This window comes from Pseudomonas sp. L13, assembly GCF_009935965.1.
GTDB classification, from domain to species: domain Bacteria; phylum Pseudomonadota; class Gammaproteobacteria; order Pseudomonadales; family Pseudomonadaceae; genus Aquipseudomonas; species Aquipseudomonas lactis.
This window is the reverse complement of sequence record NZ_QODJ01000059.1, coordinates 1-25,835: the sequence shown is the minus strand read 5'-3', so window position 1 is coordinate 25,835 and position 25,835 is coordinate 1. Positions and strand designations below refer to the sequence as shown.

The 25,835-nt window shown below is 58.6% G+C and carries 29 protein-coding genes; 8 read left to right on the top strand and 21 right to left on the bottom strand.

The features are described from left to right. Positions 1–18 precede the first annotated feature (18 nt). The 18 genes from DK871_RS23300 to DK871_RS23220 form a co-directional block, all read right to left on the bottom strand. Entirely contained in the window at positions 19–1,035 is a 1,017-nt protein-coding gene (locus DK871_RS23300; RefSeq protein WP_161906795.1) for a contractile injection system protein, VgrG/Pvc8 family, read from the bottom strand. Between the two features lie 9 nt (positions 1,036–1,044). After that, positions 1,045–1,257, bottom strand: coding sequence for a tail protein X (locus DK871_RS23295; protein WP_161906794.1), 213 nt, complete (start codon positions 1,255–1,257; stop codon positions 1,045–1,047). Next, positions 1,250–1,633 (bottom strand): phage tail protein, encoded by a 384-nt coding sequence (locus tag DK871_RS23290; RefSeq protein WP_161906793.1) that lies wholly within the window; start codon positions 1,631–1,633, stop codon positions 1,250–1,252. The genes DK871_RS23295 and DK871_RS23290 overlap by 8 nt, the downstream gene beginning before the upstream one ends. Then, a complete protein-coding gene (locus DK871_RS23285) occupies positions 1,633–3,456 on the bottom strand; it encodes a phage tail tape measure protein (RefSeq protein ID WP_161906792.1) in 1,824 nt (607 codons plus the stop codon). The genes DK871_RS23290 and DK871_RS23285 overlap by 1 nt, the downstream gene beginning before the upstream one ends. A gap of 127 nt (positions 3,457–3,583) precedes the next feature. Continuing rightward, positions 3,584–4,156 (bottom strand): phage tail assembly protein, encoded by a 573-nt coding sequence (locus tag DK871_RS23280; RefSeq protein WP_161906791.1) that lies wholly within the window; start codon positions 4,154–4,156, stop codon positions 3,584–3,586. Between the two features lie 181 nt (positions 4,157–4,337). Next, complete coding sequence (locus DK871_RS23275; protein WP_014717167.1) at positions 4,338–4,844, bottom strand: phage major tail tube protein; 507 nt, start codon at positions 4,842–4,844, stop codon at positions 4,338–4,340. Next, positions 4,844–6,010, bottom strand: coding sequence for a tail protein (locus tag DK871_RS23270; RefSeq protein ID WP_032877508.1), 1,167 nt, complete (start codon positions 6,008–6,010; stop codon positions 4,844–4,846). Before DK871_RS23270 ends, DK871_RS23275 begins: the two co-directional genes overlap by 1 nt. 2 nt (positions 6,011–6,012) lie before the next feature. After that, positions 6,013–6,186 (bottom strand): hypothetical protein, encoded by a 174-nt coding sequence (locus DK871_RS28700; RefSeq protein WP_178116080.1) that lies wholly within the window; start codon positions 6,184–6,186, stop codon positions 6,013–6,015. A gap of 89 nt (positions 6,187–6,275) precedes the next feature. Then, complete coding sequence (locus DK871_RS23265; RefSeq protein ID WP_256677519.1) at positions 6,276–6,578, bottom strand: hypothetical protein; 303 nt, start codon at positions 6,576–6,578, stop codon at positions 6,276–6,278. 2 nt (positions 6,579–6,580) lie between these two features. After that, positions 6,581–7,366, bottom strand: coding sequence for a phage tail protein (locus DK871_RS23260; protein WP_256677518.1), 786 nt, complete (start codon positions 7,364–7,366; stop codon positions 6,581–6,583). Between the two features lie 44 nt (positions 7,367–7,410). Further along, entirely contained in the window at positions 7,411–7,941 is a 531-nt protein-coding gene (locus DK871_RS23255; protein ID WP_161906790.1) for a hypothetical protein, read from the bottom strand. After that, complete coding sequence (locus DK871_RS23250) at positions 7,938–8,576, bottom strand: phage tail protein I (RefSeq protein WP_161906789.1); 639 nt, start codon at positions 8,574–8,576, stop codon at positions 7,938–7,940. The genes DK871_RS23255 and DK871_RS23250 overlap by 4 nt, the downstream gene beginning before the upstream one ends. After that, positions 8,573–9,568, bottom strand: coding sequence for a baseplate J/gp47 family protein (locus DK871_RS23245; RefSeq protein ID WP_161906788.1), 996 nt, complete (start codon positions 9,566–9,568; stop codon positions 8,573–8,575). The genes DK871_RS23250 and DK871_RS23245 overlap by 4 nt, the downstream gene beginning before the upstream one ends. Next, positions 9,565–9,897, bottom strand: coding sequence for a phage baseplate protein (locus tag DK871_RS23240; protein WP_044272184.1), 333 nt, complete (start codon positions 9,895–9,897; stop codon positions 9,565–9,567). The genes DK871_RS23245 and DK871_RS23240 overlap by 4 nt, the downstream gene beginning before the upstream one ends. 9 nt (positions 9,898–9,906) lie before the next feature. After that, positions 9,907–10,518: a phage baseplate assembly protein V gene (locus tag DK871_RS23235; protein WP_161906787.1), complete on the bottom strand. Its 612-nt coding sequence runs from the start codon at positions 10,516–10,518 to the stop codon at positions 9,907–9,909. A gap of 3 nt (positions 10,519–10,521) precedes the next feature. Further along, positions 10,522–11,037 (bottom strand): hypothetical protein, encoded by a 516-nt coding sequence (locus tag DK871_RS23230; protein WP_161906786.1) that lies wholly within the window; start codon positions 11,035–11,037, stop codon positions 10,522–10,524. Positions 11,038–11,060: 23 nt separating this feature from the next. Then, the gene (locus DK871_RS23225; RefSeq protein ID WP_003189007.1) at positions 11,061–11,399 is read right to left on the bottom strand and encodes a phage holin family protein; all 339 of its coding nucleotides are present in this window, start codon (positions 11,397–11,399) and stop codon (positions 11,061–11,063) included. Between the two features lie 590 nt (positions 11,400–11,989). Further along, positions 11,990–12,733 carry an XRE family transcriptional regulator gene (locus DK871_RS23220; protein WP_169855582.1) on the bottom strand — a complete coding sequence of 248 codons (744 nt, stop codon included), beginning with the start codon at positions 12,731–12,733 and terminating at the stop codon, positions 11,990–11,992. 226 nt (positions 12,734–12,959) lie between these two features. Here DK871_RS23220 and DK871_RS23215 point away from each other — a divergent pair, with 226 nt between their 5' ends. The 4 genes from DK871_RS23215 (at position 12,960) to fdxA (ending at position 17,072) form a co-directional block, all read left to right on the top strand. Beyond that, entirely contained in the window at positions 12,960–13,448 is a 489-nt protein-coding gene (locus DK871_RS23215) for a Panacea domain-containing protein (RefSeq protein WP_161906785.1), read from the top strand. Continuing rightward, complete coding sequence (locus DK871_RS23210) at positions 13,441–13,812, top strand: hypothetical protein (RefSeq protein ID WP_003189003.1); 372 nt, start codon at positions 13,441–13,443, stop codon at positions 13,810–13,812. Before DK871_RS23215 ends, DK871_RS23210 begins: the two co-directional genes overlap by 8 nt. A 202-nt stretch (positions 13,813–14,014) precedes the next feature. Next, the gene (gene mutS, locus DK871_RS23205) at positions 14,015–16,606 is read left to right on the top strand and encodes a DNA mismatch repair protein MutS (protein WP_161906784.1); all 2,592 of its coding nucleotides are present in this window, start codon (positions 14,015–14,017) and stop codon (positions 16,604–16,606) included. A 142-nt stretch (positions 16,607–16,748) separates the two neighbouring features. Beyond that, complete coding sequence (gene fdxA, locus DK871_RS23200; protein WP_003208688.1) at positions 16,749–17,072, top strand: ferredoxin FdxA; 324 nt, start codon at positions 16,749–16,751, stop codon at positions 17,070–17,072. A gap of 523 nt (positions 17,073–17,595) precedes the next feature. Here fdxA and apbC read toward each other — a convergent pair. Then, entirely contained in the window at positions 17,596–18,690 is a 1,095-nt protein-coding gene (gene apbC, locus DK871_RS23195) for an iron-sulfur cluster carrier protein ApbC (protein WP_161906783.1), read from the bottom strand. 172 nt (positions 18,691–18,862) lie between these two features. Between apbC and metG the strand changes: the two genes are divergently transcribed. From metG to DK871_RS23175, 4 genes are all read left to right on the top strand, one after another. Further along, the gene (metG, locus tag DK871_RS23190) at positions 18,863–20,914 is read left to right on the top strand and encodes a methionine--tRNA ligase (protein ID WP_014717146.1); all 2,052 of its coding nucleotides are present in this window, start codon (positions 18,863–18,865) and stop codon (positions 20,912–20,914) included. An 87-nt stretch (positions 20,915–21,001) separates the two neighbouring features. Then, a complete protein-coding gene (rsxB, locus tag DK871_RS23185; protein WP_161906782.1) occupies positions 21,002–21,970 on the top strand; it encodes an electron transport complex subunit RsxB in 969 nt (322 codons plus the stop codon). A 60-nt stretch (positions 21,971–22,030) separates the two neighbouring features. Further along, a complete protein-coding gene (nth, locus tag DK871_RS23180; protein ID WP_003188989.1) occupies positions 22,031–22,669 on the top strand; it encodes an endonuclease III in 639 nt (212 codons plus the stop codon). 107 nt (positions 22,670–22,776) lie between these two features. Beyond that, complete coding sequence (locus DK871_RS23175; protein WP_161906781.1) at positions 22,777–22,959, top strand: PA3496 family putative envelope integrity protein; 183 nt, start codon at positions 22,777–22,779, stop codon at positions 22,957–22,959. Positions 22,960–23,043: 84 nt separating this feature from the next. On the opposite strand, the gene DK871_RS23170 is transcribed toward DK871_RS23175, so the two are convergent. Then, positions 23,044–23,676 carry a response regulator transcription factor gene (locus tag DK871_RS23170; RefSeq protein ID WP_161906780.1) on the bottom strand — a complete coding sequence of 211 codons (633 nt, stop codon included), beginning with the start codon at positions 23,674–23,676 and terminating at the stop codon, positions 23,044–23,046. Positions 23,677–24,301: 625 nt separating this feature from the next. Next, positions 24,302–25,519: an argininosuccinate synthase gene (locus DK871_RS23165; protein ID WP_003188984.1), complete on the bottom strand. Its 1,218-nt coding sequence runs from the start codon at positions 25,517–25,519 to the stop codon at positions 24,302–24,304. Positions 25,520–25,835: the final 316 nt, after the last annotated feature.

Sequence of the window (25,835 nt, the reverse complement as noted above, 5' to 3'; positions counted from 1 at the left end):
GGGTCTGAACAATGCGCGTCAGGCCTGTTCCGCCAAACCACCAGCCATGATCGAACTGCGATATCCCGTCGCAGGGTCGCCAACATGGGTCACCTTGGTGATCGACCAGCGCCCCTGCATGTACACAGGCCAGGTGTCATCCAGCACCAGCACCCCTTCGGCCGCCAGCAACGGGTTGCCTGGGCAATCAATCTGTAACTTCAAGCCTTCACGGCCCACGCGGCGCAGTTCGCCTTCGGCCACGGCGCGGGCTTCGGCTTCGTTCTGGCAAGGCTGGCGCAAGGTCTTGAATGGGGCAATCCCGACCTGGACCACCCGCTGCTTGCCGGCGGCGGCGTCCCACCAGCTGACGCGGCTGCCCATGTATTTGGAGCGTGATTTTTCATCAAGTTTGGCGGTGATAAAGGCCTGCTCTCCCGGGCGGTTGTCGCGTGTCACGGATAACTTCACTTCGGGCAGTAGCTGGCCGGTGAGTGATTTGGCTTGCCCCGCTTCGGCCAGCACATAGAGCTCGTTGAACGGCTTGGTGACCGCGTTGTAACGCTTGGCCAGGCGGGTGATGAAGGCCATGTCGCTTTCGTTTGACTGATCGATATGCTCAATCGCAATACCGTCCAACGTCGGTGCCACACGCGGTGAAAAACCGTGACGACTGACCAGTTGGCGAAACAAGGCGCCCAAGGTGGTCGGCCCATGACTGGCGGAACGGCGCTGGCGGTAGCCGCTTTTATCCACCACGCTGAAGGGTGCGGCGGTGGCTACGATCATCAGGCGCATCGGAAACAACACCGGGGTTCGCTGGGTGACGACAAACTCGCCTTTTTCCACCAGCCCCGTTTCTTTATATCCGACGCGCAGGCCGATCTTGCCGCTCAGGCTGGGCAAGCCTTCCAACCCTTCGATATTAAGGGTCAGTTCCAGTCGATCCGTCTCGATGCCCGCGGCATCGGTGTGGCTCCAGTGCATCAGGCGTTGATTAAGCAGCGCCGCATTGGCGCCGTAGAACTCCACGATTGGGGTAAATCCCTGTGCCATGCCGCCTCCTCAATCCCAGGCCAGAACGGGCCGCATGGCAGCCGGTCGTGCTTGTATCTCAGGCACGATCACCCAGACACCGGCTAGCAGTACCGGGCCGTATTCGCCGAGTTCGGGGTTTAAGCGCCAAAGGGTTTCTTCGGCGGCGTCATCGCAACGGCCCAACTCGCGGTAGAGCAACAGGTTGACCGAGTCACCGGCAATACTTCGCACTCTACGCATTGACGAATTCCTCCAGCTCAAGGGTCCAGTTCATGACCATGGCGGTGCCGTCATCGATCACATTGCTTTGGGCTTCCACTACCGAATTGATACGCCACAGGCCCCAGTTGCGGCCGATGCCATCCACCAGCGGCAACGGCGCTCGCGCATTTTGCAGAGCGCGCAATTCGTCCAGGCGCTGCATGCCGATAGCGCGCATGGCGGTACCGCTGAACGTGAGTTTTTCCAGCTTCTGGCCGTTCTGCCGCGACTGGGGTTTGCTGGCGATAATCGTCAGGTCGCTCCAACCGCCATCGCTGTTGCGGGTCAGTGTGGAATAGGCGAACCCTCGGGATAAGCCAAAAATAAAGTCGCCCAGTACCATTTGTTGTCGCATCAATCACCTCCTGGGTCGGCCAATGCCGCGTTGCGTCGGATGCCCAGGGAATCGGTGACCATCGGCACGCATTGGAACTGCAGGGCCTGGATCACTTGATTGACCACTTGCTGGGCATCCGCCGGGTTAACGCCGGTAATCTGGATACTCGGCGAGAGCGTGACCTGGACGTTGTCGGTGCGGGCACTGTTGAGTTCCTTGCTCAGCGCGTTGGGCGCGGGCAGACGATCATTTGCGCCAAACACCTTGTCACCGAGCCAGCTGCCCGCCTCGCTGCCGAGCAGGCCACCGATGGCGCCGCCGATTGCGGTACCGACACCGGGGAAAACCAGGGTACCGAGCGCGGCACCGGCGGACGCTCCGGCCCAGGCGCCACCGGCGGTGCTCAGACCAGTACCGACCGCCTTGGCATCCCCGTTGCGTACGCCCTGAATCACATTCAAAGCAGTGTCGGCGTACCTCATCGGGCCAAGGCGACGAGCACCGGCCATTCCCAATTTGTTCACTGTGCCCAGCGGGTTGGCAGGCATCTTCAGCGGGCCAGGCAGAGGCTCACGACTGACATTGCGAATATCGGGCGCAGCAGTTACCCGGCCTTCGAAAGGCATGGGGATAAGCTTGCGCTCTATTGCCTCGATCAGCCCAGGGCCTCTGCTCGCTGTCGACTGGCCTGGGGATCTGCTCTGTGTTGGACGGTTCGCCATGACCGCACGCGGTTGCAACCGTCGAACCGCCCGCCCCTCATCGAAGCCTAAGAACGGCGCAGGCAACAATGCCTTTGCATCACGTTCAAGGCTGGTTAAAAGCTTGGCAAATACACCGCCTTTTTTGCTGGCGGGCGATCGTTTGGTCGAAACCGTCTTGGGCGCCAGCGGCTGTTTTTGCTGCCTGATCTGCGAGCGCGGAGTGTTTTGAGAGCTCTGCCTTTTTTGCGACCTCGACTGACGAGGGCTCTTTTTCCCGCGTGAGCCCTGCGAGCGCGAACGGGGGCTTTCGATGGGGTGCTGAGTGGCCGTCGCACAGCAGCACGATTTATCTTTCGCAGAACCGCCGTCCTTGAACAGCTTGCCAACACCGGGGAGCTTACCCAGCGTCGCATCGACCACGTTACCGGCAACGCGGGTTTTAATCGTGTCTCCCACACTTGAAAAAAAACTGGAAAACACCGGCGTAACGGCTCCAGCCGTTTTAATTGCGCCCGCCAGAACCGGTGAGTCGTTAGCCGCGTCATTGGCGCTGTCCAACAGGCCCGCCTTGGCTTTCAGCCAAAGCGCTTCGCCCAGAACCGGCGTGGCATCAAGGGTCGTAGAGAAACGTTTGCCGCTTTCGCTGGACTCCTCGCGCAGCACCTTGATCGACTTTTCCGACGTCGCGGTTTTATCAAACTTCAGTTGGCTGCCTGAATGCTGCAGCGCACTTGCCAGGTCGATTATCTGCGCGTTGCCCAGCGTCATGGCCTCGCGGGTATGGCGCAAACTCTCTGAGGTAGTCGAAGCGGATTCAGACACCGTCTTCGATTCTGTTTGCTCACCCACTCTGGACGAACGCACATCAATTGCCCTCAGCGACGACAGCGCCGTGTCGAGAGAATCCACACCCTCACGCAATGAGCCAAGCGACAGTGCGAGTTCATCGAGTTTGAACGTTGCGTTGGTGAGTGCGGCAACGGTTCCGGACAAGGCCGCCAAATCTGTTGACGGGGTTGAGCTGCCAACCGACAACGCGCCAGGGCTGAGGATATCGGCGTGTGCGCCGTCTGTACTGCCGAACGCATCCCGGCCATTCCTGGCGACGGCATAGGCGAGCGAATAATTGTCCTGCATCCCGTTTACTCCTGTTTGACGCCAAGGCGAGTGATCGCAATGTCGTAGCGGCGCAATGCTTTTCCGGCGTCCCAGTCGAGGATCTCCGCCTCATTGACCGAGTAGATCAGCGGCACCACATCGAGGATTACTTCGATGTCGCGCTGCGAAAGAAGGCCGCCGGTTGATTTAAAAAATCGTCGATACGCTCCTGCAATTCCGTCCAGTCGGGTACGGTCAAACCGGCCAGATCGGGGATCATCAGGCCGGTGCAATGGGCAGTGATGAATTCGGCGCGCTCTTTGTTAGTGGCGAGTTTTTTCATCACCTTGGTAGCGCGCAGGACGGGCATTTCCAGGGGCAGTTCGGTGAGGGTTCGGCCAGCGGCTTCCAGGGGCAACAGCAGAGGCACAGGTTGGTCGTGAGGCGTCACGTCTTGTGCCTTCAGGAAGAACGACGCCGGGCGCGTCGACATTTCGTGTACGTACTGCGCAATGCTCACGTAGTCCGGGCGCTTGAGTTGGTCGAGCTCTTTTTCCGACAGGCCGGTGGCGAGTTTCGCCAGTTCAAAAAACTGATCGTCCTCGTCATCACCGGCCCGGGCCAGCGCGTCTTTTTGCGCGGCGTAGAACAACGGTTTGAGCTGAACCTGCTGGATCGTCGCACCGGTATCTGCGGTGATCGGGGATAGCAGGATGTGCAACGGAGGCATCCAGGCCATGGGGCAATTCCTTGTTGAACGGTGTTGAAAAGTGCGAAAAATCTAAACCTGAGCACGGCCCCTGTGGGAGCTGGCTTGCCTGCGATGCAGGCGACTCGGTCTCCCTGGAGCATCGAGTGGATGCCATCGCAGGCAAGCCAGTTCCCACCTTGACCGTGCTCGCTTCAGATTGCGCCGGCCCTTAAGGCATCAGCACGGCGCGGCGGGCATCGCCCAGAATGTCGACGCCGTTGAGCACGAACTTCTGAGTGCGTACGTCGATGTCGATCACCGAAATGCCATTTTCCAGACGGTTGTAGGTACGGCAGGACAGCTCCAGCGTGGTGGTGGCCTTGTCGCCCATTTTCAGCTTCGCCTCCTCCAGGGATTTGAGCTTGCCGCCCACGGTGTGGTAGGTGAAGTAGGTCTTGCCGTCCTGGTCCTGCCCGGCTTCACGCACGTTCAGCAAAATGTCGTCGCCCATGCGCACGCCCAGGGCCAGCATGATTTGCGGGCCGGCACCTTGCAGCACCAGCTTGGCATTGAGCACCTTGCCGCTCTTGGCCATTTCCTCGGCAATAAAGCGCCCGCCGGACATGGCTTCCATGTCGAACTCGATCTTCGGCGGGGTGAACTCTTCCACGGTTGCGGACAACGGCAGGCCTTGAAGGGTGGCCGCAATGGCCTGTCTGACTCGGTTGGTAAACATTAGAGAACGTCCTCCAGGAACTGCTCGATGATTTCATCGCGGGCGTTGAGTTGATAAACCATGTGTTCGTTCGGCGCGTAGCGGCCGTAGTCGATGACGATGAACCAGGTGCCGTTCTTGTACTTCTCGACGCTGTTCAGCTCCGGGTGCAGGTACACGCTGCCGCCGGGGATGGTTTCGTCGGCCACCAGGGTTTGCAGCCAGTCGTTGATGCGCTTGACCTCCTGGTCCATGAAGGACTTGGTGAGGTTCTTGGCCATGGCTTTCTGGCCAGCCTTGACCAGCTTGCGGCTGATGGCATCTTCCAGGCCGACGTAGCTGATGAACTTGCCGGTGATGGAGCGGTTACCCAGCAGCGAGAAGCCGCCGAGGATGGTGCGAGCGTAGTAGCTCACGCCGTAGCGGTTGAGCAGGTCGCCTTCGGTGGAGGTGTCGAGGATGTTGTACTCGACCACGCGGGAAACGTCCTCGGCGAAGGTCACCTGGTTACCTGGGCTTTCCCACTGCTTGACCTTGGCCAATGCGGCGATGGCCAGCGAGGATGGCGACAGGAACACGTTCTTCTTCGCGGCCTTGGAGTACACCGACGGCATGTTGTGCACCAGCAGGCAACGGTCGAAGCCCAGGTCGGCCCCGCCCAGTTCGCCGCTGTAGGTCACTTGGTCGGCGACGGAAGCGTCCTTGCCATCGAGCACCACACGGGCCTTGATGCGTTTGCCGAACGAGGCGAACTCACCGGCTACGGCTTTGGTGCCCGTGAAGCCTGGGGCGCCGATGATGGTCAAGTCTTCAGGGACGCTGCTCAGGGCAGCCAGGCCCAGCTTGCGACCGGTGACCGGGTCGTTGCCGCCGATCACATTGTTGATCGTATCGGCCGGGGTAGCGCCTTCTTCGACGATGACCACATAGACCGGCACCTTCACCACTTTGAGGATCTGGTACACCGCCTGGAACAAGGTGCCCGACTCAGTGCCGGTAGGGTCCAGCAGCGCCTGGGTGGTGAAGCTGTTGATGCGAAACGGCGCGTTTTTCGGGATCGACGCATGGGCATTCGGCGCAGTGCCGACCAGGCCGATGACGTTATCGCCAAGGCCACCCATGGCCTCGGGGGATTCAGTGGCATTCACAGTGATGCCGTTGTGCTCGAAGTTCAGGACTTCTGCCATGGTTATTCAGCCTTCTTGGGGGTGGAGTTGAGGACGTTGGTCAGTTCCAGGCGGCCAGCGGTGCGCAGGGCGGATGCTTCGACGTCGAGCAGTTCCAGCTCCTCGCCGGCGGTGGACCAATGGCCGTTGCCGGTGGGGAATGGGATGAGGACGGTGTAGGTTTGGCGGGTGGGCATGGGTGGAAATCTCCGGGTGGGAAAATGCAAAAAGCCCCTGCGGGGAGGGGCTTTGGGGAGGCGAAAAAAAACCGCTTTCGCGGTGGGGATCAGTTGCGATCAGGCAAGGGGTAGAGCGCCTTGATTTCGGCGACTTTGTCACGCCAGGCCTTTTCTTTTTCTGGAGTTTCGTCGTATTGCCATTCCAGAAACAAAGGGTCAGCTTCAGTTACGTACAACGTACGACGCGCAGAGATAACACTTTCCAACTTGGCACTGCTTTCCGTCTGCATGACCAGTTCATCTGCGCGAACCTCGTCAAATCCCAATGCCATCAGGGTTGGGCGGTCCGCAGGAACATTGATCAGCGTCTCACCCGAGGGCAGCAGTAGTTTTTTGATATATCCAGCCATCTTCATACCCCTTTTGCTGTGTAGCGCAGATCGTTATCCAACGTATAAGCCAACCGGCTTTCCGGATAAGTTTCTCCAAGTTCGGTGGCGGTTATCGCAAACGGTTTCACCTTCCAGCAAATTTCATATTCAGGGGTCACTGCTTGGCTCAATTCCACTTCAGCATCTGAGCGACTGTACTTCACAGGCTCCTCAAAGCTCTTGGTGACGATATACGTCAGCCCGCCACGCAAATAGCAGCCAGATTCCTGCGGGGACGAGACCAATGTGCCAGGTATCTGGTTAAGCCAGATGGGCTTCAAGCCAGTGACCGGACGGACGTACGACCACATCCCGAATTGAGCACGACGGACGGTCTCTCGGTAGGTTTGAGAGATGCGCTTGATAGTCAAAAAATTAGCGTCCCCATTCCATGGGATCCCACAGCCCTCCATTTGCAGATTTAGACCGGCGACATGTGGCTCAAAATTGTTGTTGAATGGATTGAGGCCTGCGTCCAAGCCATAGTTCCTGGAAATTATGATCTCCGACATACCTCTCTCGTTACCTGGCATACGCCACCAGACCGGATAAAAAATATTGGTAGAAAGTCCCGTAAGATCAATTGTTTGTGTATAAGAGGCACGGCCATTAATATCCTTAGCCTGCACACTGTTACGCCACGCAGTAAACTGACTCGAAGCCACCTCCACCCGCGCATCAATCTTCCCAATTTGGTTGGTAACCGTCTCCGTAAGCTTGTTACATGCATCCACAACTTTCGTGATAGTCGTTTCAAGTCCCATCATCAACTCCCTGTCAGTTAATCTTTCCAGCACTTTTGTCAGTGCTACTACTTCGCTTCAAGATGCATAACCCGAAACATCAAATCAACGTGGCGAGACATATTGCCAACCGAAGCCGCGGCCATAATCGCGATCTCCTCCGCCAACAACAGATTCAAGTTCTCACTCCCCACCACAATCGTCACGCTATCCGCCGGCAACGGCGAAACATCCAGCGTAAACTTCTGCAGCACCCGCGCCGCCGCCGCTTTATACGTCAGCAACTTCCCCGCCACGGAATACACCGCCAGCAAGGTGCCGCTGGCGAGGTAAAACCCGAACTCGCCAATCTCATACTCGCTGTCGCCGTCAAACAGCGCGGCCATCCTGAGTTGGCGCTCGCCCAGGTCTTCGTAATCGACGATGGCCACCCGTTGGCGCTCGTCACGCAAGGCCACTTCCGTGCCGTCGGGGTTGTAGCGGCCGGTGCCGGCGCCGATGTGGGTGATTTCGCCTTTGAGGCCCTGGTTCTTTGCCTGCAGCACTTCATCCAAACCTTTGGAGGTGAAGCGCACCAGGCGCGTGATTTCATCTGTCATGGCTGCGCCCTGAGGTCGTAATCGTTAATGGTGTAGTGCCGGGCAACCCCGGCACTGTTGAGCCGAGCCACCAGCGCCAATTCCGGCAACGCGCCGTTTAGGTAGAACTCGCCGTCGCTTAAAGGCGCGTCGAGCACTTGCGTGAGCGCGAGCTGGCCTTCGGTCTCATGCACGATGGTGATCGTCGCCTGATCGCGCTCACTTTTCGCTGCGTTGATACGACGGATCAGCCGGTTGTGATCGCCGCTGGACCAACTGCGTCCGATGATCGCCTGCACGTCAAAGGTGTAAGGCACGCCCAGCGGACGTTGCTGGTACCAGGCGCTGATATTCGGCGTGAAGCCCAATGACTCCACCGCATGGCTCAGAGCCTTGGGTGTGCCGGCCTGGCGCTGGATCTGCCACGACAAGGCCACGGTCAGGCGTTTTTCCGCCTCGCTGGCCTCGGCATCCCATTCGCTGACGCCACGGTCGGCGGCCAGGTAAGGCAGGAATTCGCTGGGGGTATGCAACGGGTTCATCAGCGCCGGGAACGGCGGGGTGACGCGCTCAAGCAATGTACCGAAGCCCAGGTCGAGGGCCTTTTCCAGCGGTGAGCTGTTGGCCGGCAGCAAACTTGCGTTGGGTTCACTCATAGCGTGCGCACCTCCACCTCAACGCCCGTGCAATACGGGGCCTGGAACGCGGTGCTGACAATCGGCGCCAGCGGTTCGAGGATGTGCAGTTGCGCGGCGCCGGCACTGTGGATGGCGTAGTCGATCCAGCTGGGGTCCACCCGCCCTTCCAGGCGGTGGCATGACTCTGCGTAGTCTTGCAGCAGTTTCTGCGCCGCCACTTGGGTCAGCCCCGAGTCCGGGCCGGCGTTGATCTTGGCCACCACACGAATTTTGTAGGGCTGAATCTGCGCACCTTGGACGCTGACCAGATCGGTTTCCGGCCTTACATCCGGCCGTGCGAAATGTCGACGTACACCGTCAAGCAAGTCGGCAGATGGCGTGCCGTCGCCCTCCCTGGAAAGCACAGTGACCATGACCTCACCCGGTGCGGTGCGGCGGGCGTTGCCGTCCTTGACCTGGGCCGCGTAGCCGTCGGGGTCGAAGGTGTAGGTCACCGTGACCACACCGGGCGTCGCACTTTGCACTTTCACTGCTGGGCGCTCGCCCAAGGTGAACACTTCACGGCGATACTGCATGCGCGAGCCCGCCGCTGGGGCGTGGGGCGCCAGGTAGTAACGCAGGCGGGCGTCGTCGTCGCTTTCCAAGGTGGGCGGCACCGGCGGGAACGCGGCCGGGTCGCCTGGGTCGAGCACTTGGCGTTCCAGGCCCATATCGGCCAAGCGTGCATCCAGGTTGCTACCGGTGGCCCACCACGCCAGCATCTGCTTGATACGGGCGTTGTATTTGCGTTCGTGGGTTTGCAGGCGCACGCAAAAGGCTTCCAGGGCCAGGGTCAGCAGTTCACTTTCGTTGTCGAGGCTGACCTGGAGTTTGGCTGCACTTTGCGGCGCGCGGCTGGCGACGTAGTCGATGACAAACGCTTTGAATTCGGCCAACAATGGTTCGAACTCATCGACCTTAATGATGGCCGGTTCCGCCAGTTGGTTCTGGCCGGGGATCAGCATGCTCATGTCACGACCTCGAAGGATTGTTGGCGGTTTTTCCAGGTGCCCGCAAACCGCAGCAGCAGGCCGGCGCCTTGGCGAGTGGCAACGATGACCTGAGGGTCGAAGTCGCCGATGCCGTTGTGGGTGTTGTAGAAAGCTTGCGCGGCGTGGCTCTGGGCGAGGATCAACAGGTCATCGCCAAGATTCTGGCCGAGCAACTGCGGGATCAGCGAGCCGTACAGCGGGCGTTTTTGCCGCGTTCCGATGGGAGTGGTCAGCGCTCGGGTGGCGCGCTGCACAAATTGCAGCCAGTCGTCGACGGCTGCCCCGGTGTTCCTATCGATTCCAAGCATGGGGTGTCCTTATCGGGGGCTGATGACGCGTCCTTGATGGTCCACCACCGGGCCGCTGAAGTGCGCGCCGCCGGCATCCAGCAACAGGCTGGTGCCGCCGACTTGCAGGGTGATGCCCTGGGCGTTGAGGATCAGGCTGGCGGCGCCGACCTTGACGTCAACTTGTTCGCGGGAACCGCTGAAGGTGGTGGGGCCATTGACCCAGTTGAAGGTGTGACTGGCGTCGTCATAGTCGCTTTGGGTGCCGTCCTGGTGTCGGCGCCGGGTAAGCGTCGCAACACTGGAGACCGGCGGAAAGCGATCACTGTTGAGGCCGAACAGCGCCACAGACTGCACCCCGCCCTCCCCCCCGCCATAATTGAGCAGCAAACATTGTTCGCCCACCGTGGGGATGCGGGTTTCGGTTTGTGCACCGGCACTGGGGTTGAAAAAGCGGATCGCCGGGGTAAGCAGGTCACCGTGGCTGACCTTGCACGTGTTGCTGGCCGCATCGACCTGCTGGCAAATGCCGATCCGGCAGAAGCTTTCAGCGCGGCGGTAAAGGTCCTCGAGCTGGGACTCCATCTCGGCCAGGCGTTCGACGATCGGTCCCAATTGCATGCGTAACAGCGCGTCGAACATGGGCTACTCCGCCAGTGGCTTGTATTGGGCCGGGTCGTCGATGTTGGCGACGTCCCAGGTGCAGGCAAATAGCGGTTGGCCTGTGGGATCGTCGAGTAACGTCGGCCCCAGATAGAGGGTTTGAGTGAAGGAAACCGTCCAGGTGTCGTAGTCCGTTTCTACGGACGTGCGCACAGCGGGAGCAGCGACGATATTCGCCGGCAAATCGCACTGTGCCTGGGGCAGGTTCCAACGGTTATCCAGCACCAGGTCCATGAGTTGGCTGGCCAGGTCGCAGGCATCGAACGGCAATGCACCGGGAGCAACCTTAGCCCTGAGCGAAATGCCCAACACATGGGCCTTGCGCCCCTCGCGAGAGCGAATGCCCGAGCCATTGCCTTCCACCGTGACCCTTACGCCGGTTTGTTCAGCATCGCCCTGGAAGTCCTGATGACTGCCGACCTTGATGTCCGGGAAGGCCGCATGCAGCACCGCGCCGATGGCTTGGGGCAGTTGGGATGGCTTTTCGATAAACGTCATGTTAAGTCGCGTCCTTGCAACGATTAGTGCGGGTCCTGGCCGGAGCCTTGGTTGATCCCGATGCGCTTGGCCGCCCATCGTTCATAAAGGCCGATGGCCACATCGGCACCGGCCATGGCGGTCAGGCAACCAATGGCGCCGGCGGTCCAGATCGACATGCCGGCGGCGTAGCACAGCATCAGGGCCGACACCCCGCAGACCATGCACGCCCCGGAACGCAGGGCCAATCGGCGGATCAGCGACCAGCCACGCGCGCCCTCTTTATCGGCGCGCCACATTTCACCTGAGACCCCGCCGATCACCGCCAATACGATCACCAGCCAGATAGGCATTTCCGCTAACGCTTGCTGTTCATTTGTCATGTCACGCCTCCTGGCTGAGCAATAAATAGTCCGTATTTCATTTACAAATGCTTGGATAGGTAGGCATTCCAAAAAGCCCGGTCGCCCGGGCTTTTCAGTAATGCTGTCCTCGGACTTTCGGCGCTACTGGCGCGGTACGGTCCTTTCCTCGATGTTTTTCCGACCACGATCCCTGTCTGCCGGATAACTGCTTCTGGTGCTTTACGCTGCACACCCGGGTCAGTTGCCAACCCTCTGAACCGTTAAGGCCGGTTCATCGCTGCCTGTTGTTGAAGCGTTGAAACTAAAGAGCGTCGGCATCCTTGCCGGTGTTGCCTGGCATCCCTGCCATCGCTTCGATGGCGTCCTTGCCGATGTTGCGTGCCTTCCTTGTCTTCCTTGGCGGCATCCTTGCCGCCTCCACCAGGCCTTGTTGGCTGGCTTGAGATGAAGAATATGCATGTATGCATATACAGTCAATGCACAGATGCATTTATTTTTGCTGCGGAAATGCATGGGTGCATTGGAAGCCTTACGGGCTTGGGCTTGGCCGGTTTTCTAGGGGCGAAAAAAAACCCGCACATGGGCGGGTTTCTTCTTACGCGTGGAGATTAACGGGCGTACATGCCCCACCAGAAAACATGACCGAGGATGCTGATCTGCTCGTCCTGGATCTCCTGAAAGCTGTAGTCCTCATCCGGATGTTCATCACGGTTGAAGCTGCGCAGGCGAATCCCGGATGGCAGGCGGTAGAGCTGTTTAACCCGCAACTGGCCGTTGTGATTGATGGCATACAAGTCGCCATCCACAATATCGCCAATGCCGCTCTTGCCGGCATTCACCCCCACCGTGGCGCCGTCGCGCAACACCGGCAACATACTGTTGCCGCGCACCGTCACGCACTTGGCCTGGTCGAACTGCACACCGTTATGCCGCAGGCTGCGCTTGCCGAACCGCAGGCTGGCCTTCTCGCTTTCCTCGATGACGAATCTTCCTGATCCAGCAGCCAATTCAACCTCGCGCAGAAAGGGGATCGACACCTCGTCATCATTAACGGGGGTGTCGTCGTCCCACAGGCTTATGTCCTTGAGTTCCGAATGCATCGGGTCGCGCCCGTCATCGCGCAAAGCGCCCACTGCTGCGCGCCCGCGCAGGTAATCAGTGCTCACGCGAAAATATTCGGCGATACGGGAGATGTGTTTATCCGACGGATCAACGATCTTGCCGCTGAGGATCCGGGACAGTGTGGATTGAGGCACGCCAGTGCGTCGGTGAAGCTCCGTGGGGGAGATCCGGTCGCGGTCCAGCAGTTCTCTTAAGACGATAGAAACATTGCGTTTTTGCATAGCGCGGATAGTGACGGGAGTTTTGGGGGTTGGCAAATGCTAATTTGCATATTTATGCATTAAACAATCAAATTGTAATCGGCCCGAAACAAAATACTGTATATGCAAACAGTTAATTACCCTCTACTATCCTCCCCTCTTCATATTGCTGCAGGGTGCCCCCCTTGCTTATCGACAACTCTGGGCCTATGTATAAGACTCTGTAGCAACCTAGCCAGCAACGACGGAGGTGCTCATGGCTTATTCAGCGCTAGCTGTCGCTAACGCCTTCATTGAACGCGCGAAAGAAGGCAAGCTTTCGGGCCTCACGCCCATGAAGCTGCAAAAACTGCTGTTCTACACACAGTCCTGGCATCTGCGCGAACGTAATCAGCCCCTGATGGATGATCACTTCGCCCGCTGGCAATATGGCCCGGTTATCCCGTCGCTGTACCATGAGTTGAAATCCTACGGCAGCCGGCCGGTGACGTCGCTGCTCAGCAACCTGAAGCCCGACGCCGAAGACATTGTCTTCGTTACACCGAGAGTGCCCGAGAGCGATACCTACACCCATCGTTTGATTGACCGGATCATCAACAAATACGGCAAATGGTCCGGCACCCAACTGTCCAACCTGTCCCACGAGGACGGCACAGCCTGGGCCCTCAAGGGCGCCGACGGTTCCGCCATAGACTGGGAAGACATGGCAACACTCATTCACCCAAAGAGCCGCATCCGTGAGTGAAGAACTCGACAACCTGGAACTCACCCTGCCCCCCGCAGCAGGGCCGGACCAGGACACCCAGGCCGGTGGCGAGCAAGCCATAGGCACCGACGATGAAAGAAACCAGAACTTAAAAGACCAAAAGGCCGAACGGCAACTGCGCAAGAAATATGCAGGGCGTGCGTTCTGGTTTGCTGCCTGCGGCGTGATTTTCTGGGCGGTTCTGCTGGTATGGAATGGGTGGTCGACGTATTACTCGGGTAAAGCGCCGTTCTCGGACAATGTGTTGATTGCTATCACTACGGCAACTTCGATCAATCTGTTTGCGGCGTTTCTCGGGGTGATCAGAGGGTTGTTTCCGGCTAGTGGGCGTAAGGCTAAATAGGGCCTTATACGGGCTGCTTGCACACTCAAACCCCGCTCGTGCTGATCGATAGAGCATCGATGTCTTTCTCCTTCACAGTTACCCGTCCGTTTGCGACCTGCGAAGGTCCGACCTCGCGTGTTAACCTTGCCGCCATCGCAAAAAATGCTGGGCCAAGCGCCCCCTTTGCCCCATCACTTTCAACGAATTTGCCTATTACCCAATGAGTAAAAACACCTCCGATCTATCCTCCCACACCCCGATGATGCAGCAGTACTGGCGCCTGAAAAACCAGCACCCTGATCAGTTGATGTTCTATCGCATGGGCGACTTCTACGAGATCTTCTACGAAGACGCGAAGAAGGCCGCCAAGCTGCTGGATATCACCCTGACCGCGCGCGGGCAGTCGGCGGGGCAGTCGATTCCGATGTGTGGGATTCCTTACCACTCGTTGGAGGGCTACCTGGTCAAGCTGGTGAAGCTGGGCGAGTCGGTGGTGATCTGTGAGCAGGTCGGCGACCCGGCCACGAGTAAAGGCCCGGTGGAACGCCAGGTGGTGCGCATTATTACGCCGGGCACGGTGAGTGATGAGGCGTTACTGGATGAGCGTCGCGATAACCTGATCGCGGCGGTATTGGGCGATGAGCGTTTGTTCGGCCTGTCGGTGCTGGATATCACCAGCGGCAACTTCAGCGTGCTGGAGATCAAGGGCTGGGAGAACCTGCTGGCGGAGCTGGAGCGCATCAATCCGGTGGAGTTGTTGATTCCGGATGATTGGCCCAAGGACTTGCCCGCAGAGAAGCGTCGTGGGACCAAGCGTCGTGCGCCGTGGGATTTTGAGCGTGATTCGGCGCTGAAAAGTCTTTGCCAGCAGTTCTCGGTGCAGGACCTTAAAGGCTTTGGTTGCGAGACGCTGACCCTGGCCATCGGTGCCGCCGGTTGCCTGCTCAGCTACGCCAAGGAAACCCAGCGCACCGCCCTGCCGCACTTGCGCAGCCTGCGCCATGAGCGTCTGGACGATACCGTGGTGCTCGATGGCGCCAGCCGTCGCAACCTGGAGCTGGATACCAACCTGGCCGGTGGGCGTGATAACACTCTGCAATCGGTGGTGGACCGTTGCCAGACCGCCATGGGCAGCCGTTTGCTGACCCGTTGGTTGAACCGTCCGTTGCGGGATTTGACGGTGCTGCAAGCGCGCCAGTCTTCTATTACGTGCCTGCTCGACGGCTACCGCTTTGAAAAGCTGCAGCCCCAACTGAAAGAGATTGGCGATATCGAGCGCATCCTGGCACGGATCGGCCTGCGCAATGCGCGGCCCCGTGACCTGGCGCGCTTGCGTGATGCCCTGAGCGCCCTGCCACAGTTGCAAGTAGCAATGACCGAACTGGACACGCCGCACCTGCAACAGCTTGCAGTCACCGCCGGCACTTACCCGGACCTCGCAGCGCTGCTAGAAAAGGCCATCATCGACAACCCACCGGCGATCATTCGTGACGGCGGCGTGTTGAAAACCGGCTATGACAGCGAGTTGGATGAGCTGCAATCGCTGAGCGAAAACGCCGGGCAGTTCCTGATCGACCTGGAAGCCCGTGAAAAAGCCCGCACAGGCCTGGCTAACCTGAAGGTCGGCTACAACCGTGTGCATGGCTACTTTATTGAGCTGCCGAGCAAACAGGCCGAGTCGGCGCCTATCGATTATCAACGTCGCCAGACCCTCAAAGGCGCCGAGCGTTTTATCACCCCCGAGCTCAAAGCGTTCGAAGACAAGGCGCTGTCGGCCAAAAGCCGCGCCCTGGCTCGGGAAAAGATGCTCTACGAAGCCTTGCTCGAGGACTTGATCAGCCGCCTGGCGCCGTTGCAAGACACCGCCGCCGCCCTGGCGGAGCTGGATGTGTTGAGCAACCTCGCCGAACGGGCGCTGAACCTGGACCTCAATTGCCCACGGTTTGTGAGCGAACCGTGCATGCGCATCGTGCAAGGTCGTCACCCGGTGGTAGAGCAGGTGCTGACTACGCCGTTCGTCGCCAACGACCTGTCGCTGGACGACGATACCCGCATGTTGGTGATCACCGGTCCGAACATGGGTGGTAAATCCACCTACATGCGCCAGACCGCGTTGATCGTGTTGTTGGCGCATATCGGCAGCTTCGTACCGGCAGCCAGTTGCGAATTGTCGCTGGTGGACCGCATTTTCACGCGGATCGGCTCCAGCGATGACCTGGCCGGTGGCCGTTCGACCTTTATGGTGGAAATGAGCGAGACCGCCAACATCCTGCACAACGCCACCGAGCGCAGCCTGGTGCTGATGGACGAAGTGGGCCGCGGCACCAGCACCTTCGACGGCCTGTCCCTGGCCTGGGCGGCGGCTGAACGCTTGGCGCATCTGCGTGCGTACACGCTATTTGCCACGCACTACTTCGAGCTGACCGTGTTGCCAGAAAGCGAGCCGCTGGTGGCCAACGTGCATCTCAATGCCACCGAGCACAACGAGCGCATCGTGTTCCTGCACCATGTGCTGCCAGGGCCGGCAAGCCAGAGCTACGGCCTGGCCGTGGCGCAGTTGGCCGGCGTGCCGAACGAGGTGATCACCCGTGCCCGTGAACACCTAAGCCGCCTGGAAACCACGGCGCTGCCCCATGAAACCGTGGTCACCAGCCCTGCCAAGGCCAGCAAGAAACCTGCCGCGCCGCACCAGAGCGATATGTTCGCCAGCCTGCCCCATCCGGTGCTGGATGAGTTGGCAAAGCTTGACCTGGATGACTTGACGCCGCGTAAAGCGCTCGAAATGTTATATGCACTGAAGACTCGGATATAACGCAGACGCTTGCAAGCTGATAGAATCTCGCGCGGTTTGGGATGCTGCGGGCTTTTAGCCTGGTCCGCAGACTATCGCTCTCAAACCTCGCGAACCCCACCACAAGGGGTTTCGCTGCCGCCGCCTGAGGAGAAAATTAGAAATGACCTTCGTCGTCACCGACAACTGCATCAAGTGCAAGTACACCGACTGCGTAGAAGTCTGTCCGGTGGACTGCTTCTACGAAGGCCCGAATTTCCTGGTTATCCACCCGGATGAGTGCATCGACTGCGCCCTGTGTGAACCAGAATGCCCGGCCGTCGCGATTTTCTCCGAGGACGAAGTGCCTGCGGAGATGCAGGAGTTTATTCAGCTGAACGTCGAGTTGGCGGAAATCTGGCCGAATATCACCGAGCGCAAAGACCCGATGCCCGATGCAGCGGAGTGGGATGGCAAGAAAGGTAAGATTGCAGACCTCGAACGCTGATAGCGTCGTCGCCCCCAAAAGGCCCCTTGCGGGCCTTTTTGCGTTTCTGAAGGGAGCGTTTTACTTTTCTACAGTCAAAAAAAAGGGGCGGTATGACCCGCCCACATTTTTTCCCTAGTCCCTGTATTCCTTTTCATCATCCTGATGAATCGCATCCTGCGACGTTCCTTCAAACCATCGTTCCTTGATGGCTGTGCCAATCCGTGGACACAGGGCTGATGTTAGAGCGTTCCAAGGGAAGTTCAACGCGATGCCCTCAGCGGTCTGACAAACTCTACCGCTCTCACTCGCGAAAATAATCATTATCTTTCAATAAGATAGATAATAGCTTCGTCATTTCAAGACGTACGCAACCGCCAAAAAACCCAAACACTTACGAAAAAGTAAGCGAATGCTTACACGCGCATTACGCAAAATAGCAACAAACCCTATTAGCTTCCCCACCTGTAGGAGCGAGCTTGCTCGCGAAAAACCCAAGAGCACCGCTGGGCGTCAGGCTTTTCGCCTATCCGTTACAGCCTAATCAATCGTCACTGACCGTAATGGTCGGCATCGCCGGCGCCGCCGCTTCCTGCAATACAATCCGCGCCCCCACATGACGGGCCAATTCCTGATAGATCATCGCGATCTGCCCATCAGCCTCTGCCGCGACGGTAGGTTTGCCACCATCGGCCTGCTCGCGAATCTCCATCGCCAATGGCAACGATGCCAGCAGTTCAACGCCATACTGAGTGGCGAGCTTCTCGCCCCCGCCCTCACCGAACAGATGCTCGGCATGCCCGCAGTTGGAACAGATATGCACCGCCATGTTTTCCACCACGCCCAGCACCGGGATGTTGACCTTGCGGAACATCTCCACACCTTTCCTGGCGTCGAGCAGCGCCAGGTCCTGGGGCGTGGTGACAATCACCGCACCGGCCACCGGCACTTTCTGCGCCAGGGTCAACTGGATGTCACCGGTGCCTGGCGGCATGTCGATCACCAGGTAGTCGAGGTCGCCCCACGCCGTTTGTGTGACCAATTGCAGCAACGCGCCGGAGACCATCGGGCCGCGCCAGACCATCGGCGTGTTGTCATCGGTGAGAAACGCCATGGACATCACTTCCACACCTAGCGACTCGATGGGCACAAACCATTTCTGATCCTTGACCTTCGGCCGTGTGCCTTCGGCGATGCCGAACATCACGCCCTGGCTCGGCCCGTAGATGTCGGCATCGAGAATGCCCACGCGCGCACCTTCTCGCGCCAGGGCCAGGGCCAGGTTGGCCGCGGTGGTGGATTTACCCACGCCGCCCTTGCCGGAAGCCACCGCCACCACATTCTTGACGTTGGCCAGGCCCGGGATCTGCGCCTGGGCCTTGTGCGGCGCGATCACGCATTGGATGTCGACCTTGGCCGAACCCACACCGTCGAGGCCCTCGATGGCCATTTGCAGCATCTGTGCCCAACCGCTTTTGAACAGACCCGCGGCATAACCCAGTTGCAACTGCACCGACACCTGGTCGCCCTGGACCTCGATGGCACGCACACAGCCGGCACTGACCGGGTCCTGGTTCAAATAAGGGTCGGTGTACTGGCGAAGAACGGCTTCCACCGCTGCGCGATTGACGGCGCTCATGGGCTACTCCCGAAAAAAGACTGACTGAAACAGGCGGCTATCCTAACCGTTCCAGCCGCTGAACGGCATGCTTTCGAAGGCGTGGAAGATTCTGAAACAGCGTCACGGGGTGAAATAAATTTCCCGGCGCTTTATAGTGGCCGACCTCCGTTTCATCAAGTAGCCGAGCCCCATGTCCGAGCCACGCAAGATCCTCGTCACCAGCGCCCTGCCCTATGCCAATGGTTCCATCCATCTTGGCCATATGCTTGAGTACATCCAGACCGATATGTGGGTGCGCTTCCAGAAGCATCGCGGCAATCAATGCATTTATGTCTGCGCGGACGACGCCCATGGTTCGGCCATCATGCTGCGCGCCGAAAAGGAAGGCATCACCCCGGAACAACTGATCGCCAATGTGCAGGCTGAACACAGCGCCGACTTTGCCGAGTTCCTGGTGGACTTCGACAATTTCCACTCGACCCACTCCGACGAAAACCGCGAGTTGTCGAGCCAGATCTACCTGCGGTTGAAGGAAGCCGGGCACATCGACCAACGTTCGGTGACCCAGTATTTCGACCCGGAAAAGAAAATGTTCCTGGCCGACCGCTTCATCAAGGGCACTTGCCCGAAATGCGGCACCGAAGACCAGTACGGCGACAACTGCGAAAAGTGCGGCGCGACCTACGCACCGACCGACTTGAAGGATCCCAAGTCGGCGATCTCCGGCGCCACGCCGGTACTCAAGGACTCGCAGCACTTCTTCTTCAAGCTCCCGGATTTCCAGCAAATGCTGCAAACCTGGACGCGCAGCGGCACCTTGCAGGACGCCGTGGCCAACAAACTCTCCGAATGGCTCGACAGTGGCCTGCAGCAGTGGGACATCTCCCGCGACGCGCCGTACTTCGGCTTCGAAATTCCGGGCGAGCCGGGCAAGTACTTCTATGTATGGCTGGACGCGCCGATCGGCTATATGGCCAGCTTCAAGAACCTGTGCGACCGCACCCCGCAGCTGGACTTCGACGCGTTCTGGGGCAAGGACTCCACCGCCGAGCTGTACCACTTCATCGGCAAGGACATCGTCAACTTCCACGCGCTGTTCTGGCCAGCGATGCTTGAAGGCTCGGGCTACCGCAAGCCGACCGGCATTGCCGTGCACGGCTACCTGACGGTCAACGGCCAGAAAATGTCCAAGTCCCGTGGCACCTTTATCAAGGCGCGCACCTACCTGGACCACCTGTCGCCGGAATACCTGCGCTATTACTACGCGTCCAAGCTGGGCCGTGGCGTCGACGACCTGGACCTGAACCTGGAAGACTTTGTACAGAAGGTCAACTCGGACCTGGTCGGCAAAGTCGTCAACATCGCCAGCCGTTGTGCCGGGTTTATCCACAAGGGCAACGCCGGCGTATTGGTGGCCGAGAACGCCGCACCGGAACTGACCGACGCCTTCCTGGCCGCCGCGCCGAGCATCGCCGACGCTTATGAAGCCCGCGACTTTGCCCGCGCCATGCGCGAGATCATGGGCCTGGCCGACCGTGCCAACGCCTGGATCGCCGACAAGGCACCGTGGTCGCTGAACAAGCAGGAAGGCAAGGAGGCTGAAGTCCAGGCTATCTGCGCTACCGGCGTCAACCTGTTCCGTCAGTTGGTGATCTTCCTCAAGCCGGTGCTGCCGTTGCTGGCCGCCGATGCCGAGGCGTTCCTCAATGTGGCGCCGTTGAGCTGGAACGATCACACCACCTTGCTCGGTAATCATCAGTTGAACGCGTTCAAACCCTTGATGACCCGGATTGACCCGGTGAAAGTCCAGGCCATGACCGACGCTTCGAAAGAAGACCTGGTCGCCAGCCAGACCGATACCGGCCAATCTGCGCCGGCGGGCAATGGCGAGCTGGCCAAGGACCCGATTTCCCCGGAAATCGATTTCGACGCCTTTGCCGCCGTGGACCTGCGCGTGGCACTGATCATCAAGGCAGAAGCCGTGGAAGGTGCCGACAAGCTGCTGCGCCTGACGCTGGATATCGGCGACGAACAGCGCAACGTGTTTTCCGGCATCAAGAGCGCTTACCCGGACCCGTCCAAGCTCGATGGCCGCCTGACCATGATGATCGCCAACCTCAAGCCACGGAAAATGAAGTTCGGCATTTCCGAAGGCATGGTGATGGCGGCGGGCCCTGGCGGCGAAGAAATCTACCTGCTGAGCCCGGACAGCGGCGCCAAGCCGGGTCAACGCATCAAGTAACCTCTGCAAAATGCCCCGCTGTTGCTACGGCGGGGCTTCTCAGCTTGCCCTCCTCCCTGGGCCGGGCGTCAACGCTATGATCACAGCATGAACCTCATTCAACGTATCGACGCGCTGCTGCCGCAGACTCAATGCGGCAAGTGCGGGCACCCGGGTTGCAAGCCTTACGCAGAAGGCATCGCTAAAGGCGAAGCCATCAACAAGTGCCCGCCCGGTGGGCAGGAAACTATCGCCGGGCTTGCACAACTGCTGCGTCTGCCGGTACTGGACCTGGACGCCAGCCGTGGAGATGTGCCTGCGCAGGTCGCCTATATCCGCGAGGCCGAATGCATCGGTTGTACCAAATGCATCCAGGCTTGCCCGGTGGACGCCATTGTGGGTGCCGCCAAGCTGATGCACACGGTGATTGTCGATGAGTGCACCGGTTGCGACCTGTGTGTTGCGCCCTGCCCTGTCGACTGCATCGAGATGCGTCCGCTCGCTGAGGTTTTGCCTATCGTCGGTGACTTGGCCCGCAGTGATGACGAACGTCGTGCACGCGACCTCAAACGCGACCGGGCGCGGCGGCGCTTTGAACAACGTAACGCCCGCCTGCAACGTGAAGAGGCTTGCAAGCTCGCCGAGCGCCTGGCACGAGCCAAGCGCACAGCGCCGATGGCGTTGGCACCGGTCGATAACCCTCAGGCCGCTCTGGACGCCGCGATCAAGCAGGCCAAAACCAACGTCGCCATGAGTCGCGCTCAGTTGCACAAATCATTGAAAGCATTTGGGCATCCGCCGACCTTTGAGCAACAGTCGCAATTGATTATGCTGCAGCGACAGTTCGAGGCATCCGAGCAGGCCCTTGCCGCACTGGAGGCCAACAGCTCACCGCAGCCACCAAAGACGGCCACTAAAAGCGCCGAGTTCAAGCGCGCAAAGATCCAGTTGGCCATGCGCCGGGCTGCGTTGAAAAAGGCTCAGGATCAGCAAGCTGACGCGCATGAAATCGCAACCTTGAAAACCGCCTTGAACGCCGCCGAGCAAACGCTGCAGGATGCCGAGGCCAACGGCTGACCCACTGCACTGTGTATTGCTAACATCACGCCGACCGCCTGCAAGGAAACGTCTGTCCCTATGAATGCCGCAAAACGCCTGGAAATTTTCCGCAGGTTTCACGAAGACAATCCGGAACCGAAAACCGAATTGGCCTACTCCTCACCGTTCGAGTTACTGATTGCGGTGATCCTCTCGGCTCAATCCACGGACGTTGGCGTCAACAAGGCCACGGCGAAGTTGTACCCCGTGGCCAATACACCCGCCGCGATTTACGCCCTGGGTGTGGAAGGCCTGTCCGAATACATCAAGACCATCGGCCTGTATAACAGCAAGGCCAAGAATGTGATCGAAACATGCCGCCTGCTGTTGGAGCTGCATGGGGGGGAGGTGCCACAAACCCGCGAAGCCCTGGAAGCCTTGCCAGGCGTGGGCCGCAAAACGGCGAACGTGGTGCTCAATACGGCATTCCGGCAGTTGACCATGGCGGTGGACACGCACATTTTCCGCGTCAGCAACCGAACCGGCATTGCACGGGGCAAGAATGTGGTAGAGGTAGAAAAGCAGTTGATGAAGTTCGTGCCCAAGCCCTATTTGCTCGACTCCCATCATTGGCTGATCCTGCACGGACGCTACGTTTGCCAAGCCCGCAAGCCGCGCTGTGGGAGCTGCCGTATCGAAGATTTGTGCGAATACAAGGACAAAACCTCCGACGATTGAGCGATCATTGGTTTTTGTGATCAGACGATTGAAAAAATCTTTTTTACCCGTCCGCGGATTATCGCTATAAGGAGCCCCAACGGCAGTCTTAGCCTGGAGTTGACCTTATGAGCGATGGCAACGAACAACTGGAAGTGGAAGACGACCTCGTTGAGTCGGATGACGATGTGGTAGAGGCACCTGTGGCAGAGGTGGCCAAGACCAATTTGAGCAAACGCCGCACTATCGACAATCTTCTGGAAGAGCGACGCTTGCAAAAACAGCTGGCCGATTACGACTTCGATTTCTGATCGAGCCGTTGACGGCCGGAAGCCTCCCTGACGGAGGCTTTTTTCTGCCGGTTACACGTGTATTCAAAGGGTGCAATATCCTCCCTAGACCAGACCGTTGCGCTGGGCCAGTTCGATCAGATCCACAAGCGAGCGGGCATTGAGCTTGAGCAGCAAGCGCGTCTTGTAGGTACTCACGGTTTTGTTGCTCAGGAACATGCCATCGGCAATTTCCTTGTTGGTTTTGCCACGGGCCAGTTGCTGCAGCACCATCATCTCCCGCCCCGATAGGCGTTCGACCATGTCGGCTTCACTGGCATTGCCCATGGTTGAGCGCACTGAATTGAGCGCCTGGTTCGGGAAATAGCTATAGCCGGAAAGCACCGCCTTGATGGCACTGAGCAACTCTGTCAGATCCTGCTGCTTGCACACATAGCCGGCGGCCCCCGCCTGCATGCAGCGCATGGAAAAATGGCCGGGGGCCTGGGACGTCAGCACCAGCACCTTGAACGAGACGGCTTGCTTGGTTGAAGCCAGCCGACAAATAACTTCCAGGCCGTCGAGCTTGGGGATCCCGATATCCAGTATCACAATATCCGGCAGATGTTCCCGTGCAAGTTGCAACGCATCGACACCGTTATCAGTCTCGGCAACGACCTCATAACCATGACGCTCCATTAGCATGCGCACAGCAAGACGAATGACGGGATGATCATCCACGATCAGCACTTTATTCATGAGAAAGTCCAATTTCGCTGTTCGAATTATTTAGAGCAAACACAATAGCCTAGTCGATTACTAGTTGGCATAGCATTCCCCCCCGAACGAGAGCAGGCAGAGACCCAACCCACAAGAAGATAGGAATTAACCTACAAAAAATCGCCAACTTAGATGCATAGAGCTTTATGGTTGCTTTCAGACCTTTCTTGGCGCGTACATATTTTGAGTGAAATATCGTGCCCATCAGCCCCTGATAGTAAACGTGCCGCACAACACTTTCAGGAAATGCCCCTTGCTTGTCGCCATGACGCGCACAAACCAACCCGGAACAACCGTTCCCATTAGTTCCATTTAACATATTTCAGCACTTCCATAATTCCTACAGAAAATTCAACAATTCACATATCCATTGCAACTACATGAGTGAATTTTCTGTCAGACATAGTTCCTCCCCAGATGTAAAAAATCATTCAAACTTAAAAACAAATGACAAAAACGGAAAATAATTGCGCAAGTTACGAGAAAATCCTTAAACACAGGCTAAACATTAATAAACAGCTCTGCTTTTAAAGCGTCCATAAAAACCCAGGCAAAAAAAATGGCCCCTTGCGCAAGGGGCCATTTTTCACAACAGGCGCACGACTCAGAACAACGAGCGGCCCTTGTTGGCAGCAATGCGCATGCGCAGTGCGTTCAACTTGATGAAGCCTGCCGCGTCGGCCTGATTGTAGGCACCGCCGTCTTCTTCGAAGGTGGCGATGTTGGAGTCGAACAGCGACTCATCGGACTTGCGGCCGGTGACGATCACGTTGCCCTTGTACAGCTTCAGGCGTACGACACCGTTCACGTGAGCCTGGGAGGCGTCGATCATCTGTTGCAGCATCAGACGCTCTGGGCTCCACCAGTAACCGGTGTAGATCAGGCTGGCGTACTTGGGCATCAGCTCGTCTTTGAGGTGAGCGACTTCGCGGTCCAGGGTGATGGATTCGATGGCGCGGTGCGCGCGCAACATGATGGTGCCACCTGGGGTTTCGTAGCAGCCACGGGACTTCATGCCCACGTAACGGTTCTCGACGATGTCGAGACGGCCGATACCATGCTGGCCGCCGATACGGTTCAGGGTCGCCAGTACGGTGGCCGGGGTCATTTCAACGCCGTCCAGCGCGACGATATCGCCGTTGCGGTACGTCAGTTCCAGGTACTGCGCCTTGTCTGGAGCGTTCTCCGGGGAGACGGTCCATTTCCACATGTCTTCTTCGTGCTCGGTCCAGGTGTCTTCCAGCACGCCGCCTTCATAGGAAATATGCAGCAGGTTGGCGTCCATCGAGTACGGCGACTTCTTCTTGCCATGACGCTCGATCGGGATGGCGTGCTTTTCAGCGTAATCCATCAGCTTTTCACGGGACAGCAGGTCCCACTCACGCCACGGCGCAATGACTTTCACGCCTGGCTTGAGTGCGTAGGCACCTAGTTCGAAACGGACCTGGTCGTTGCCCTTGCCGGTGGCGCCGTGGGAAATGGCGTCGGCACCGGTTTCGTTGGCGATCTCGATCAGGCGCTTGGCGATCAATGGACGTGCGATGGAGGTACCCAGCAGGTACTCACCTTCGTAGACAGTGTTGGCGCGAAACATCGGGAAAACGAAATCGCGGACGAACTCTTCGCGCAGGTCGTCAATGTAGATCTCTTTCACGCCCATGGCTTGCGCCTTGGCACGTGCAGGCTCGACCTCTTCACCCTGACCCAGGTCAGCGGTGAAGGTCACCACTTCACAGTTATAAGTATCCTGCAGCCACTTGAGGATCACCGAAGTGTCCAGGCCGCCGGAATACGCGAGAACGACCTTGTTTACGTCGGCCATGCCATCACTCCACGGGGTTGTACGGAAAGGCGACGATTCTACCGATCAAAACCGTGAAATTACAGGGGCGCGACAGCAAATGAAGATAAAGCGACAGATTATGTCGAGTGGGCGACCGATGGTGGCCTCGATGGAGCATAGGTATTTACACACCCTTGTAGCGTTCAACGGTAACCACGATGCGAAGCGAGTCGCTGTTGATCTGCTTGTGATCTTGCTCTGGCTTTTGATCTCAGGCACCCCGTTAAACCACGCTGGCCGAACGCAGGCTTGAATTCGTGGGTAACCCGGCAGGACGCCGGGTTAGCCGCCCCGC

What these genes read in the sequence shown, in the direction of transcription:
- DK871_RS23300 (WP_161906795.1), bottom strand. Translation starts at nt 1,035, where the DNA reads ATGGCACAGGGATTTACCCCAATCGTGGAGTTCTACGGCGCCAATGCG.
- DK871_RS23295 (WP_161906794.1), bottom strand. Translation starts at nt 1,257, where the DNA reads ATGCGTAGAGTGCGAAGTATTGCCGGTGACTCGGTCAACCTGTTGCTC.
- DK871_RS23290 (WP_161906793.1), bottom strand. Translation starts at nt 1,633, where the DNA reads ATGCGACAACAAATGGTACTGGGCGACTTTATTTTTGGCTTATCCCGA.
- DK871_RS23285 (WP_161906792.1), bottom strand. Translation starts at nt 3,456, where the DNA reads ATGCAGGACAATTATTCGCTCGCCTATGCCGTCGCCAGGAATGGCCGG.
- DK871_RS23280 (WP_161906791.1), bottom strand. Translation starts at nt 4,156, where the DNA reads ATGGCCTGGATGCCTCCGTTGCACATCCTGCTATCCCCGATCACCGCA.
- DK871_RS23275 (WP_014717167.1), bottom strand. Translation starts at nt 4,844, where the DNA reads ATGTTTACCAACCGAGTCAGACAGGCCATTGCGGCCACCCTTCAAGGC.
- DK871_RS23270 (WP_032877508.1), bottom strand. Translation starts at nt 6,010, where the DNA reads ATGGCAGAAGTCCTGAACTTCGAGCACAACGGCATCACTGTGAATGCC.
- DK871_RS28700 (WP_178116080.1), bottom strand. Translation starts at nt 6,186, where the DNA reads ATGCCCACCCGCCAAACCTACACCGTCCTCATCCCATTCCCCACCGGC.
- DK871_RS23265 (WP_256677519.1), bottom strand. Translation starts at nt 6,578, where the DNA reads ATGGCTGGATATATCAAAAAACTACTGCTGCCCTCGGGTGAGACGCTG.
- DK871_RS23260 (WP_256677518.1), bottom strand. Translation starts at nt 7,366, where the DNA reads ATGATGGGACTTGAAACGACTATCACGAAAGTTGTGGATGCATGTAAC.
- DK871_RS23255 (WP_161906790.1), bottom strand. Translation starts at nt 7,941, where the DNA reads ATGACAGATGAAATCACGCGCCTGGTGCGCTTCACCTCCAAAGGTTTG.
- DK871_RS23250 (WP_161906789.1), bottom strand. Translation starts at nt 8,576, where the DNA reads ATGAGTGAACCCAACGCAAGTTTGCTGCCGGCCAACAGCTCACCGCTG.
- DK871_RS23245 (WP_161906788.1), bottom strand. Translation starts at nt 9,568, where the DNA reads ATGAGCATGCTGATCCCCGGCCAGAACCAACTGGCGGAACCGGCCATC.
- DK871_RS23240 (WP_044272184.1), bottom strand. Translation starts at nt 9,897, where the DNA reads ATGCTTGGAATCGATAGGAACACCGGGGCAGCCGTCGACGACTGGCTG.
- DK871_RS23235 (WP_161906787.1), bottom strand. Translation starts at nt 10,518, where the DNA reads ATGTTCGACGCGCTGTTACGCATGCAATTGGGACCGATCGTCGAACGC.
- DK871_RS23230 (WP_161906786.1), bottom strand. Translation starts at nt 11,037, where the DNA reads ATGACGTTTATCGAAAAGCCATCCCAACTGCCCCAAGCCATCGGCGCG.
- DK871_RS23225 (WP_003189007.1), bottom strand. Translation starts at nt 11,399, where the DNA reads ATGACAAATGAACAGCAAGCGTTAGCGGAAATGCCTATCTGGCTGGTG.
- DK871_RS23215 (WP_161906785.1), top strand. Translation starts at nt 12,960, where the DNA reads ATGGCTTATTCAGCGCTAGCTGTCGCTAACGCCTTCATTGAACGCGCG.
- mutS (WP_161906784.1), top strand. Translation starts at nt 14,015, where the DNA reads ATGAGTAAAAACACCTCCGATCTATCCTCCCACACCCCGATGATGCAG.
- fdxA (WP_003208688.1), top strand. Translation starts at nt 16,749, where the DNA reads ATGACCTTCGTCGTCACCGACAACTGCATCAAGTGCAAGTACACCGAC.
- apbC (WP_161906783.1), bottom strand. Translation starts at nt 18,690, where the DNA reads ATGAGCGCCGTCAATCGCGCAGCGGTGGAAGCCGTTCTTCGCCAGTAC.
- metG (WP_014717146.1), top strand. Translation starts at nt 18,863, where the DNA reads ATGTCCGAGCCACGCAAGATCCTCGTCACCAGCGCCCTGCCCTATGCC.
- rsxB (WP_161906782.1), top strand. Translation starts at nt 21,002, where the DNA reads ATGAACCTCATTCAACGTATCGACGCGCTGCTGCCGCAGACTCAATGC.
- nth (WP_003188989.1), top strand. Translation starts at nt 22,031, where the DNA reads ATGAATGCCGCAAAACGCCTGGAAATTTTCCGCAGGTTTCACGAAGAC.
- DK871_RS23175 (WP_161906781.1), top strand. Translation starts at nt 22,777, where the DNA reads ATGAGCGATGGCAACGAACAACTGGAAGTGGAAGACGACCTCGTTGAG.
- DK871_RS23170 (WP_161906780.1), bottom strand. Translation starts at nt 23,676, where the DNA reads ATGAATAAAGTGCTGATCGTGGATGATCATCCCGTCATTCGTCTTGCT.
- DK871_RS23165 (WP_003188984.1), bottom strand. Translation starts at nt 25,519, where the DNA reads ATGGCCGACGTAAACAAGGTCGTTCTCGCGTATTCCGGCGGCCTGGAC.